At 46.9% G+C, this 13006-nt stretch carries 6 protein-coding genes, 13 tRNA genes and 2 rRNA genes; 1 reads left to right on the forward strand and 20 read right to left on the reverse strand.

Annotated features, from left to right (window positions below; genetic code table 11):
- Positions 1-3: 3 nt before the first annotated feature.
- From QNH28_RS25495 to QNH28_RS25570, 16 genes are all read right to left on the reverse strand, one after another.
- Positions 4-78 (reverse strand) — tRNA-Gln (locus QNH28_RS25495).
- Between the two features lie 19 nt (positions 79-97).
- A tRNA-His gene (locus QNH28_RS25500) sits at positions 98-173 on the reverse strand.
- Positions 174-218: 45 nt separating this feature from the next.
- Positions 219-294 (reverse strand) — tRNA-His (locus tag QNH28_RS25505).
- 23 nt (positions 295-317) lie between these two features.
- Positions 318-391: transfer RNA gene (locus tag QNH28_RS25510), tRNA-Trp, on the reverse strand.
- A 6-nt stretch (positions 392-397) separates the two neighbouring features.
- Positions 398-483: transfer RNA gene (locus QNH28_RS25515), tRNA-Tyr, on the reverse strand.
- A gap of 5 nt (positions 484-488) precedes the next feature.
- Positions 489-564, reverse strand: a tRNA-Thr gene (locus QNH28_RS25520).
- A 27-nt stretch (positions 565-591) separates the two neighbouring features.
- Positions 592-667, reverse strand: a tRNA-Phe gene (locus QNH28_RS25525).
- Positions 668-677: 10 nt separating this feature from the next.
- Positions 678-755 (reverse strand) — tRNA-Asp (locus QNH28_RS25530).
- A 26-nt stretch (positions 756-781) separates the two neighbouring features.
- A tRNA-Met gene (locus QNH28_RS25535) sits at positions 782-858 on the reverse strand.
- A gap of 17 nt (positions 859-875) precedes the next feature.
- A tRNA-Val gene (locus QNH28_RS25540) sits at positions 876-950 on the reverse strand.
- A 55-nt stretch (positions 951-1005) separates the two neighbouring features.
- Positions 1006-1080 (reverse strand) — tRNA-Glu (locus QNH28_RS25545).
- A gap of 17 nt (positions 1081-1097) precedes the next feature.
- Positions 1098-1189 (reverse strand) — tRNA-Ser (locus tag QNH28_RS25550).
- Between the two features lie 3 nt (positions 1190-1192).
- Positions 1193-1268 (reverse strand) — tRNA-Asn (locus QNH28_RS25555).
- 61 nt (positions 1269-1329) lie between these two features.
- Positions 1330-4257: ribosomal RNA gene (locus QNH28_RS25560) — 23S ribosomal RNA — on the reverse strand.
- Between the two features lie 233 nt (positions 4258-4490).
- Positions 4491-6046, reverse strand: a 16S ribosomal RNA gene (locus QNH28_RS25565).
- Together the 16S and 23S rRNA genes with 13 tRNA genes alongside form the textbook arrangement of a ribosomal RNA operon.
- A gap of 426 nt (positions 6047-6472) precedes the next feature.
- Entirely contained in the window at positions 6473-7351 is an 879-nt protein-coding gene (locus QNH28_RS25570) for a nucleotidyltransferase-like protein (RefSeq protein WP_283909058.1), read from the reverse strand.
- A gap of 127 nt (positions 7352-7478) precedes the next feature.
- On the opposite strand from QNH28_RS25570, the gene QNH28_RS25575 reads away from it, so the two are divergent.
- Positions 7479-7844: a DUF2614 family zinc ribbon-containing protein gene (locus QNH28_RS25575; RefSeq protein ID WP_042191795.1), complete on the forward strand. Its 366-nt coding sequence runs from the start codon at positions 7479-7481 to the stop codon at positions 7842-7844.
- Positions 7845-7959: 115 nt separating this feature from the next.
- On the opposite strand, the gene QNH28_RS25580 is transcribed toward QNH28_RS25575, so the two are convergent.
- The 4 genes from QNH28_RS25580 to QNH28_RS25595 all read right to left on the reverse strand — a co-directional run bounded on the left by QNH28_RS25580 (position 7960) and on the right by QNH28_RS25595 (position 12917).
- Positions 7960-9681, reverse strand: coding sequence for a glycosyl hydrolase family 18 protein (locus QNH28_RS25580; RefSeq protein ID WP_283909059.1), 1722 nt, complete (start codon positions 9679-9681; stop codon positions 7960-7962).
- Positions 9682-9931: 250 nt separating this feature from the next.
- Positions 9932-10363 (reverse strand): Fur family transcriptional regulator, encoded by a 432-nt coding sequence (locus QNH28_RS25585; RefSeq protein WP_283909060.1) that lies wholly within the window; start codon positions 10361-10363, stop codon positions 9932-9934.
- 126 nt (positions 10364-10489) lie between these two features.
- Entirely contained in the window at positions 10490-12400 is a 1911-nt protein-coding gene (locus QNH28_RS25590) for a DUF4097 family beta strand repeat-containing protein (protein WP_283909061.1), read from the reverse strand.
- A gap of 46 nt (positions 12401-12446) precedes the next feature.
- Positions 12447-12917, reverse strand: coding sequence for a GNAT family N-acetyltransferase (locus QNH28_RS25595; RefSeq protein ID WP_283909062.1), 471 nt, complete (start codon positions 12915-12917; stop codon positions 12447-12449).
- Positions 12918-13006 lie beyond the last annotated feature (89 nt).

The following is a 13006-nucleotide window of genomic DNA, read 5'->3' on the forward strand; positions in this document are numbered from 1 at the left end:
AAATGGCTGGGGATATAGGATTTGAACCTATGCATGACGGAGTCAAAGTCCGTTGCCTTACCGCTTGGCTAATCCCCAATAACATTTTAAAGTAAAATGGGGCGACTGATGGGTCTCGAACCCACGAATGCCGGAACCACAATCCGGTGCGTTAACCCCTTCGCCACAGTCGCCATATTAAACTGAATTTTGTTGCCATTCTTCTTTGTTAAAGTAAATGGGGCGACCGATGGGTCTCGAACCCACGAATGCCGGAACCACAATCCGGTGCGTTAACCCCTTCGCCACGATCGCCATATTAAACTTTAGAAAGAATTTGGCAGGGGCAGCAGGAATTGAACCCACACCAACGGTTTTGGAGACCGTTGTTCTACCTTTAAACTATGCCCCTAAAAACTGGTGGAGGATGATGGATTCGAACCACCGAACACTTACGTGAGCAGATTTACAGTCTGATGCGTTTGGCCACTTCGCTAATCCTCCAAGGATGGTGCCGGCGAGAGGACTTGAACCCCCAACCTACTGATTACAAGTCAGTTGCTCTACCAATTGAGCTACACCGGCATGGCACTCATTCTATTGTGGAAATCATGGTGGCTCGAGACGGATTCGAACCGCCGACACGAGGATTTTCAGTCCTCTGCTCTACCGACTGAGCTATCGAGCCAAGGTAAAAATGGCGGAACCGACGAGATTCGAACTCGCGATCTCCTGCGTGACAGGCAGGCATGTTAGGCCAACTACACCACGGTTCCAAAAGATACAATTGCTTAATGAAAATTGGTTGCGGGGGCAGGATTTGAACCTGCGGCCTTCGGGTTATGAGCCCGACGAGCTACCGGGCTGCTCCACCCCGCGTCGTTCTTAAATATTTATGGTGGAGGCTGAGGGATCGAACCCCCGACCCTCTGCTTGTAAGGCAGATGCTCTCCCAGCTGAGCTAAGCCTCCATAAACAACAATTGTTATTGTACCAAACTACACTATGTAAAATCAAGTGAAAATTTGGTGACCCGTATGGGATTCGAACCCATGTTACCTCCGTGAAAGGGAGGTGTCTTAACCCCTTGACCAACGGGCCATACTAAGTAAAATTTGTGGCGGAGAGAGGGGATTCGAACCCTCGAGACGCTTGTGGCGCCTACACGATTTCCAATCGTGCTCCTTCGGCCAAACTCGGACACCTCTCCATATGGCTCCCCGAACAGGACTCGAACCTGTGACAACTCGATTAACAGTCGAGTGCTCTACCAACTGAGCTATCAGGGAATATTCATACCAGGCTTGATCGCCTGAAAACTGAATCCGAGTTGAATTTGCGTTTTAAGTATAGGATAAGCCCTCGACCGATTAGTATTGGTCAGCTCCATGCATTACTGCACTTCCACCTCCAACCTATCTACCTCGTCGTCTTCAAGGGGTCTTACTAATTGGGAAATCTCATCTTGAGGGGGCTTCACGCTTAGATGCTTTCAGCGCTTATCCCGTCCGTACGTAGCTACCCAGCCATGCTTCTGGCGAAACAACTGGTGCACCAGCGGTACGTCCATCCCGGTCCTCTCGTACTAAGGACAGCTCCTCTCAAATTTCCTGCGCCCACGACAGATAGGGACCGAACTGTCTCACGACGTTCTGAACCCAGCTCGCGTACCGCTTTAATGGGCGAACAGCCCAACCCTTGGGACCTACTTCAGCCCCAGGATGCGATGAGCCGACATCGAGGTGCCAAACCTCCCCGTCGATGTGGACTCTTGGGGAGATAAGCCTGTTATCCCCAGGGTAGCTTTTATCCGTTGAGCGATGGCCCTTCCATGCGGTACCACCGGATCACTAAGTCCGACTTTCGTCCCTGCTCGACTTGTAGGTCTCGCAGTCAAGCTCCCTTATGCCTTTGCACTCTTCGAATGATTTCCAACCATTCTGAGGGAACCTTGGAACGCCTCCGTTACTCTTTAGGAGGCGACCGCCCCAGTCAAACTGCCCGCCTGACACGGTCCCCGTACCCGATAAGGGTACTAGGTTAGAACCTAGATACGATCAGGGTGGTATCCCAACGGCGCCTCCACCGAAGCTTGCGCTCCGATTTCTACGGCTCCCACCTATCCTGTACAGATCGTACCCAAATTCAATATCAAGCTGCAGTAAAGCTCCATGGGGTCTTTCCGTCTTGTCGCGGGTAACCTGCATCTTCACAGGTATTAAAATTTCACCGGATCTCTCGTTGAGACAGCGCCCAAGTCGTTACGCCATTCGTGCGGGTCAGAATTTACCTGACAAGGAATTTCGCTACCTTAGGACCGTTATAGTTACGGCCGCCGTTTACTGGGGCTTCGGTTCATAGCTTCGGGTTACCCCTAACCACTCCCCTTAACCTTCCAGCACCGGGCAGGCGTCAGCCCGTATACTTCGCCTTGCGGCTTCGCACAGACCTGTGTTTTTGCTAAACAGTCGCTTGGGCCTTTTCACTGCGGCCCCCTCGTGCTATTCACACTACCGGGGCACCCCTTCTCCCGAAGTTACGGGGTCATTTTGCCGAGTTCCTTAACGAGAGTTCTTCCGCGCGCCTTAGAATTCTCTTCTCGCCTACCTGTGTCGGTTTGCGGTACGGGCACCTTCTCCTGGCTAGAGGCTTTTCTTGGCAGTGTGAGATCATGACCTTCGCTACTACAATTTTCGCTCCCCATCACAGCCCAGCCTTAATGATGTGCGGATTTGCCTACACATCAGCCTCACTGCTTAGACGGACATATCCATCAGTCCGCGTCACTACCCTCCTGCGTCACCCCATCGCTCATAGCGGATTACGGTGGTACAGTAATTTCAAACTGTTGTCCTTCGACTACGCCTTTCGGCCTCGCCTTAGGTCCCGACTTACCCTGAGCGGACGAGCCTTCCTCAGGAAACCTTGGGCTTTCGGCGGATCAGATTCTCACTGATCTTTTCGTTACTCATACCGGCATTCTCACTTGTATGCTGTCCAGCGCTCCTTACGGTACACCTTCAACCCACATACAACGCTCCCCTACCCCAGATACATACGTATCTAGCCATAGCTTCGGTGGTGTGTTTAGCCCCGTTACATTTTCGGCGCAGAGTCACTCGACCAGTGAGCTATTACGCACTCTTTCAATGGTGGCTGCTTCTAAGCCAACATCCTGGTTGTCTGTGCAACTCCACATCCTTTCCCACTTAACACACACTTGGGGACCTTAGCTGATGGTCTGGGCTGTTTCCCTTTTGACAATGGATCTTAGCACTCACTGTCTGACTCCCGGCAATAAGTATATGGCATTCGGAGTTTGACTGAGCTTGGTAATCCTTGCGGACCCCGCACCCAATCAGTGCTCTACCTCCACTACTCTTATACCGAGGCTAGCCCTAAAGCTATTTCGGGGAGAACCAGCTATCTCCGAGTTCGATTGGAATTTCTCCGCTACCCCCACCTCATCCCCGCACTTTTCAACGTACGTGGGTTCGGGCCTCCAGTGCGTGTTACCGCACCTTCACCCTGGACAGGGGTAGATCACACGGTTTCGGGTCTACGTCCACATACTAAATCGCCCTATTCAGACTCGCTTTCGCTGCGGCTCCACCTTCTCGGCTTAACCTTGCATGTTAAACGTAACTCGCCGGTTCATTCTACAAAGGCACGCCATCACCCATGAATAGGGCTCTGACTTTTTGTAAGCACACGGTTTCAGGTTCTATTTCACTCCCCTTCCGGGGTGCTTTTCACCTTTCCCTCACGGTACTGTTTCACTATCGGTCGCCAGGTAGTATTTAGCCTTAGCAGATGGTCCTGCTGCTGATTCATACGGGGTTTCACGTGCCCCGCACTACTCGGGATCCGTCTCGGAGAGAACACAGTTTAGGCTACAGGGCTTTTACCTCTATCGCGGGCCTTTCCAGACCTCTTCGCCTACCATATTCCTTTGTAACTCCATGTGAGACGTCCCACAACCCCTAAGAGCAAGCTCTTAGGTTTAGGCTGTTCCGCGTTCGCTCGCCGCTACTGACGGAATCACTATTGTTTTCTCTTCCTCAGGGTACTTAGATGTTTCAGTTCCCCTGGTCTGCCTCTACATTTCCTATGTATTCAGAAATGAGTAACTGCGAATTACCACAGCTGGGTTTCCCCATTCGGACACCCCCGGATCAAAGCTTGCTTACAGCTCCCCGAGGCAGTTTCGTTGTTCGCCACGTCCTTCGTCGGCTCCTGGCGCCTAGGCATCCTCCGTGTGCTCTTATTAGCTTAACCTTGATTTTTCCCAAAGAAAAATCTCACTAATAACATTTACTTGTTTACACAAGTTGCTAAAAGATGTTCTAAAACGCAAATTCGTTTCGGTATCCAGTTTTCAAGGATCAAGTCTTACTTGAGAGCTTAAACTCTCAAAACTGAGCAACGAGTGAGTAACAGGCCTAAACCTGAGATTTGGAAGTTTAACTTCCGATTTGAATGTTTCCATTGCAGGAAACGATTCTCCATAGAAAGGAGGTGATCCAGCCGCACCTTCCGATACGGCTACCTTGTTACGACTTCACCCCAATCATCTACCCCACCTTCGGCGGCTGGCTCCCTTGCGGGTTACCCCACCGACTTCGGGTGTTGTAAACTCTCGTGGTGTGACGGGCGGTGTGTACAAGACCCGGGAACGTATTCACCGCGGCATGCTGATCCGCGATTACTAGCAATTCCGACTTCATGCAGGCGAGTTGCAGCCTGCAATCCGAACTGAGACCGGCTTTGATGGGATTGGCTTCACCTCGCGGCTTCGCTTCCCGTTGTACCGGCCATTGTAGTACGTGTGTAGCCCAGGTCATAAGGGGCATGATGATTTGACGTCATCCCCACCTTCCTCCGGTTTGTCACCGGCAGTCACTCTAGAGTGCCCAACATGACTTGCTGGCAACTAAAGTTAAGGGTTGCGCTCGTTGCGGGACTTAACCCAACATCTCACGACACGAGCTGACGACAACCATGCACCACCTGTCTCCTCTGTCCCGAAGGCCGCTGCTATCTCTAGCAGATTCAGAGGGATGTCAAGACCTGGTAAGGTTCTTCGCGTTGCTTCGAATTAAACCACATACTCCACTGCTTGTGCGGGTCCCCGTCAATTCCTTTGAGTTTCAGTCTTGCGACCGTACTCCCCAGGCGGAGTGCTTACTGTGTTAACTTCGGCACCAAGGGTATCGAAACCCTAACACCTAGCACTCATCGTTTACGGCGTGGACTACCAGGGTATCTAATCCTGTTTGCTCCCCACGCTTTCGCGCCTCAGCGTCAGTTACAGCCCAGAAAGTCGCCTTCGCCACTGGTGTTCCTCCACATATCTACGCATTTCACCGCTACACGTGGAATTCCACTTTCCTCTTCTGTACTCAAGTCACCCAGTTTCCAGTGCGACCTTAGGTTGAGCCCAAGGTTTAAACACCAGACTTAAATGACCGCCTGCGCGCGCTTTACGCCCAATAATTCCGGACAACGCTTGCCCCCTACGTATTACCGCGGCTGCTGGCACGTAGTTAGCCGGGGCTTTCTTCTCAGGTACCGTCACTCCGATAGCAGTTACTCTACCGGACGTTCTTCCCTGGCAACAGAGCTTTACGATCCGAAAACCTTCATCACTCACGCGGCGTTGCTCCGTCAGACTTTCGTCCATTGCGGAAGATTCCCTACTGCTGCCTCCCGTAGGAGTCTGGGCCGTGTCTCAGTCCCAGTGTGGCCGTTCACCCTCTCAGGTCGGCTACGCATCGTCGCCTTGGTGGGCCGTTACCCCACCAACTAGCTAATGCGCCGCAGGCTCATCCCTCAGTGACAGATTGCTCCATCTTTCATTCTTCCTTCAGGAGAAAAAGAAATTATCCGGTATTAGCTACCGTTTCCGGTAGTTATCCCAGTCTAAGGGGCAGGTTGCCTACGTGTTACTCACCCGTCCGCCGCTAAGTTACTTTGAAAGCAAGCTTTCAAAGTAACTCCGCTCGACTTGCATGTATTAGGCACGCCGCCAGCGTTCGTCCTGAGCCAGGATCAAACTCTCCAATTAGTATTGAAAAGAGCGATATGCTCATTTTGAAACATCTGACGAGAAAATTAATTCTCTAATTTTGGATTTCACTCTCGTGATTTCCTACTCACTCGTTGTTCAGTTTTCAAAGATCAAGCTGTTTATTTCGTCGTTGTGTTGTTCAGCAGCGACCTTTATAATATATCACAGCGTCCTCGTTTTAGTCAACCTTTTTTTAATTTCTTTTTTCGGTTGTCTTTCGAATGTTTTCGAAAGCACATCTCTGTGTCAGAGGGACGAGTTATAATTTAACACATGAACAATGAAAGAGTCAACCATTAATTTATTTGAATAAATAAGAGCGCATCATAATAGTAAACAAACAAAAAAGAGAGTGCTCAGCCTCTCCCTATCCCTACTTACTTTATCTATAGATTACCGGCAAATCCTGCATCTAATTCTTCTCTATAAGGTATATCGGATCGCATGACCCTCTCCCCCGTATCCCTCGCCCCATAAAGTAATCTCACGAATTAACGAACGAGAAACAAGCTTTCGTAATACCAGGGGTAACTCAGCCTCTAATTGGCATAGGCCAGAATGCTGAAGTAATTCTTTTATACTCCACGCTTCTTTACGGCTACTCAAAATATTAAAGAGCAAAGCACAACAATCGGTCATTTTGGACATAATTCCAAATTCACAGGCTAGAAGAACAAGCTCAACTCTTTGCTCTAAGGTCTCCGTGCTGATTGTTAGTTCTTCATATAGTTTATGGACCGAAGTGTTCATACTTTTAACCTGCTCCCAAACAGCTGGCTCTGGAAAGGTGCCCGCTTCACTGACTTCTATTCTTGCCCAATGATATAGAGCCATCAATACACAGTTATAAGCATCCATAATACAGCCAGCTTCTATATACCGCTTAGATTTCACATACAAATGCAAGAATCGCGCAAACTCCATAAACTCCACTCGTTCCTTAAGTGGCCCTTCAAACTGCAAAATCTCCCGGCGCATATCCCCTAGTATTCCTTTGGGATCCCAGATCACTTCCCCAATCATCAAACTAGTAAGGAGCTCGTTATTATCTCCCGCCATGACAGCCCGCTCCAAAGCGGAAAGGCCAATATGGACTGACTGGGTCCGTGTGTCACCGGCAATGGTGTGGCGAACAATATGTTCTAAATCCTGTTCCTCATGCAAAACTAACACAACCATATCAAAATCCTGAAGTAGCGCGCTTTGAAATGGAGTATTCCCTTTCTGCCGTAAAGCGACAGCTCCCAAAACATTCTCTTCAAACGTTTCTCCACTCAACAAAGTTACATTGGACAATTCCATGCTTCCCTCCATTAAATTTGGCGAATTTGCGTCCAGTCAGTTATAATTCAGTTATAATTATTATTCTACATATGAAAGACAGTTCCTTCTGGACAACCCAACTATATTTAGTTAGGAGCAAACACTCATGAAGTTTAAAACGGCCAAGATCAACGCTTTTCGCACATGGGGATTACTGCTCACAATGCTCGGAATGGGACTTATGGTTTTGGGTACAGCAGGCATCGTATTCTGGGGATCGACTGGGAAAGTCTTCGCAGGAATCGGACTTGTAATCGGTTTAATTTCCATGATGGCAAGTCTTGCAATCTATTTCTGGGCTGGCATGCTGTCAACAAGTGCAGTTCAACTAGAGTGCCCAGAGTGTCACAAGCTGACCAAGATGCTCGGCAAAACAGACCGCTGTATGTTCTGCCATACCATTCTTACTATGGATCCAGCTGAGGCCACTATTACTGCAGATCAGCTTGAGCATCAGCAACTAAACCACTAAACACATTTTACAGAGGCTCTTTACTAACTAGTTAAAATGCACTCAAATAATTGCTAATACAACAAAGAGGCCCCCGATATGGGAGCCTCTTTGTTTGTTATAAATGAAATTATGATTACTTATGAATTTCTTGTAGTGCTTCCCATGCTGATGGATTGCTAAAGCTGCGATTCCATGATCCGATGCCTCCAAGACCCATGGACTTAGCAAGCTCAACTCTTGATTTTAAGCTCACCTTATCTTCTATCCATATTTTCTTAAGAGCGCCATCTTCCTTGTATTCTACGTAATTCTGCCCAGCATCCTTATCAAATGTCGGAGTTAGCTTTTTCTCTTTGATAATCTTTTCTACGGCATTCATACTAACCGATTTAGAGCTTACCTTTGTCTTGCCATCTACTTGAGCCTCAGTCCAGATGCGGGTGTACAATGGGATCCCCAAAATCACCTTCTCAGGCGGCACATTGTCTTCCTCTATGATCCGGCTTATTGAATTCTCCACCCAAGGTAAGGAGGCAACAGAGCCCGCGATAGGGCTAGCCGCCCAATGTTCATCATATGCCATCACTATTAGATAATCGACTAGTGTCCCAAGAGCCTTACGATCAAGGAACGCAGACCACATCTCACTATTGGATTTAGGAGTCACGTCTATGGAGACGATTAGATTCTTCGCCTGAGCCATCGGTTTTAGCTCTCGCATAAATTGAGTGACATTCTCTCCGTCTTTCGTATACACATTTTCAAAGTCGATATTAATTCCGTCCAGATTGTATAAATCCGAATACTCTAAGATCTGTACGATTGCGTTCATCCGTTTCTCATAGCTGGACAATGCCTCAGTAGTCATGTCAGGATCGAAGCTATTGCTAAGCAATCCCCATACCTCTATCCCGCGCTCATGCGCCCACTGAACATACGCACTGTCGGCCTGACTGCGCACATTGCCATCACCATCTATAATACTAAACCAGGTTGGGCTAGCCACGTTAACGCCTGTTAGCTCACCGAAGGTTTCTGGATTTGGTTTGCGTTGGTAAACAGCTTCCCAATACAAATTCACTGACTTCCCTTTCCAGTTCCGTTCAGCGCGTGATGGCGTGGATTTCTTCGGCTCCACTGTCTTTTCACCATCTCGAACAATGTCACTTGCCTTGGCATAGCCTGCGTACCCGCTGCTTAATTGTACAAACAGCCAGTCCTTATTTTCCTCATTCCAAATATTCACGACTGCCCCAGGAGACATATCCGCAACTATAGGTGCGTGAATGGACGCTTCATTTCGTAGAGCTACTGACTTGTCTCCTTTTTCACCTTTTACTTTTCCTAGCGAGACAGTCTCTCCTGCCATCATCAATAGTACTGCGCCAGTATTGGTATCCTCTTGAATTTCAAACCCGTACAGGTCCTCTAACACATCCTCAGGAAGGTAGGTTACCTTCTCCTTTACTTCAGGTGCTAACCGCAGCTGCAGCGGACGATTGTTCAGACTGGCATCGGTTTTATCCTCCTGCATGTATAGAAGTTCGCTATCCGTTGATAAGATGACCGATTTCGTCTTTTCTTCATAACGAATGGACGGATCCACATACTCTTGCAATAACGGTAATGGTAACAACATGCTATCCCCAGTCCCACTAGCTGAATAACCTGTATGCTCTCCTTTTACAAAGATGGGATGCTCTTGAGCTTTCCAGTCCACATCTATATGCTGACGATTTGGCAATACATAAAATACTACCCAGTAAGCTGCTGCTACAATGATTAAAAGTCCAAACAAGCGCCAAAAAAAACCTCCGCGCTTTTTGACGCGTCTCTGTCCCAGTCTTCTGTCCAAAATATATCCTCCAGATAATAATATGATTTTTAATAGAGTCTAACATTACGATTATAACATCCACTTGGTTTCGTATAACCAGTAGAAAATAGTCATTTATCCTACAAATTGTTATATTCAAGAAGGATAGCGTGAAACTTATATGTTCTTATATTTTTAAAAAAATAAAAACGTGAGTCCTCCGCTTTCGGATTTCGCACGTTTATTGTGATAACTTGGTAGATTGCCTTGATACCGTTCTGTTTTAGCCTTAATGCTGCGTCTCTCTACAACTTTTGCAAATTCCATGCAGCTCCATACGCAAACCTGTAATCTTAAAGCCTGTAGCTTGCTCAGCATGCAGCTCTACATCCCTAAGTGAAGGATAACTGAAATCCTCAATCTTACCGCATTGCTGACATATAACATGATAATGATCAGACACATTGGCATCAAAACGGCTGGAGCTATCCCCATAGGTCAACTCACGAACCATGCCAGCTTCCATAAACATCTTGAGATTATTATATACGGTTGCCACGCTCATGCTCGGAAATTTAGGCTCTAATGCCCGATATATATCGTCAGCTGTAGGATGATTCATTGCTTCCATCAAATACGTAAGAATCGCATGACGCTGGGGCGTAATACGGACACCTGTTGTTTTTAATTGTTCCAATGCATGTTGTACGCCACTCCCCATGACTGTCACCGCCTTTTAAATTTAAAAATAAAAGAAATTTTTCTTATAATTGTAAGACTGGGTTTCCAATCTTGTCAACGAAGTCGATACATTATATTCATTATTATATAAGAAAAATTACTTTTTTCAATATCCACTCATATTTAAGTTGCTGTTTCCCTCCACCTGAACCTTGAACTCACCTGTGCCCACTTCACCAGATATCTTCTTCTTATCAATGGTTAGGCTAGGTAAATCTGAAATTATATCGCCATATCCACTAGAGCCATTCAACTTATAGTTCCCTAATAGCGGTAAATACAACTGGATATCGCCAACCGCGCTATAAATGTCCCAGTCTCCTCCTACTTCATGTGAACGAACATCAATGATGCCATTTAAGGATTCTGCATGCAGCTTCGCTCTGGCTCCATCAATCTCTAAATTACCATTCTTACTGGAAATATCGATCTCGGCTTCATTTCCGATTGCACCGATATTGCCAACTGCCGTTGATAATTTCAAGGCCCCTGTAACGTTCCAAGCATTCATGTTGCCACCGCTTGTCGATAATTCAACACTGCCCTGGACGGATCTTGCACGTACAGCTCCATTTAGTGTTTTCCCCTTCACATTACCAAAGATACGATGAAGAATAAGTTCTCCATTCCCCGTTTCCAGCGAAATATCTTCGATCGCTTCTATGTTCTGCAAGGTGATCCCACCATTCATAGTACGAACATCGAGGTTAAACCGGCGGTCTTCCGGCAAGGTAATGTCTAGATCCATTCGCGGCTGACGTTTGCCGGATTCTCCATAGGCCTTACTGTTTGAAGTGATTTTTATAGTTGGTCCTTCAACAACATCCACAAAGGACTGCTCCGAAATAGCTTCAGCCATCGGACCCTCTAATTGATCTACCCAGACTGTAGTAGTAATTTGAATATTATCTACAGGTGCACGATGCAATAAAATATCCCCATTAATACCATCAACAGATATTTTGGCTGTATTTAACTCCACTGGCACAATTAGCGGAGCCTTCTGAAATTTGCTTCCCTTAGCCTCGCCATAGTCGACTGCAGCAGCTGTAAGGTTGAGACTCACATTTTTCCACAGATATAAGTAATGTTCTTGTTCGGCAACAATAAACACACTCGCAGCAAGCAATATAGCAGATAAAAGGCCGCGTAAATCCAATCTGATTTTTGTTCCCTTTTGTACAGAGCCTGAACGACCAGAGAAGAAATACATGAACAGAAACTCAATCCCCCATAACACTGGAATGACTGGCCACCACTTCAAGAGAAGAAGCATATAATCGGATCCATCTTTCCAATCTAGAAATAACGGGATGGCAATAGCAATAAGCAAGACCGATGCCGTATATCTTCCTACACGCCGGTTATGAGACTCATTTTTTTTGCGCGAAACGATTCCTCTGACAATTTCTCTCGCTCCTATATATGTACCACCACATAATAGAACTGCAGACACGGCCACTTCGGAGTAATGCTCAATAAAAAATTGCAGCCATGCTGGCTTTTGGCGAAACAGAATGAGAAGCGATCCCCCTAAAAGAAGTAGAAATCCAAAGGATACGCCGGGTTCACTGACGATACTACGACGCTTAGGAGGTGTAGTTATTTTTGCCACAGGATCATCAAGCTCTTGATCTTCAGGGTAACGGAGAATCTTGTCCGCTGATTGCAGTACATCATACACATTATAGAAATATATCGCCGGAATAATTAGTGCAAGTAAAATAAGCAACGGAACATTAATCTGCATTCCAATGGATGAGAAATAAATTAAAGCTGAGATATCCAATAGTATCAAGAAGATAAAGGTAATTCCTTTGCGGAGAAGCCCAAAGTATAAGTGCCCAGTTCCTGGGATGAGAGCTGCCAATAGTCCAGCGATAAATTTGCGTTTGCGGCGGCGCCGTTTTGGACGTGGTGGGATTATCTTCTTCTGAATCTCACTCTCCGTAGTCTCAAGATCGGCTGAACCCCGCTGCTCTTCCTGCGCTGAGAGCATTGCAGAATCATTTGTCATATCTCGGCTCCTCCTTTCGTAAACATTTGTCTGTGTATATGATTCTTCAAAGTGAACCACTCCGATAAAAATCAATCAATTCTACGCCGGGAGCAACTTCCTGCGACCCATTAGGCACAAAACCATGCTTGCTATACAAAGAAACGGCAGGCAAGTTTAGTTTCCCCGTAGATACGATGTATTGCTCCATTTCTGAGAAATGTTCAAACACATATTCCAAAAGACTGCTTGCTATACCTCTACGGAAAAAATCCGGTCCCACCATCATCCGTGTAATCGTAAGTTTGCCCGGTGATTCTTCCTCTATTGCAATAGCACCCATCAGATCTTCCTCTTCATCGAAGCAGCCGTAAAAATCCTCTTTAGAGTGGCTGAGCATCTCTCTCGTCTCCATGAGCGGTGGGATCTCACGAAACCCTATTAACTCTGCTTCTAGTCGGTAGGCCTTATGCTGGAGGCTCCATAGTTCATTAACGGTACTATCATCCTGCAGGTTTAGCTTAATAATTGTATTCATCCCTACTAGTCCCCTTATATGCCGCTAAGGGCCTGCCGTTGCCGACAAGCCCTTAGCTTATTACATAAGTATATTACCCCAAGTATAAA

Origin of the sequence: Paenibacillus sp. G2S3, from assembly GCF_030123105.1 — a bacterium.
Classification (GTDB): Bacteria; Bacillota; Bacilli; order Paenibacillales; family Paenibacillaceae; genus Paenibacillus_AQ.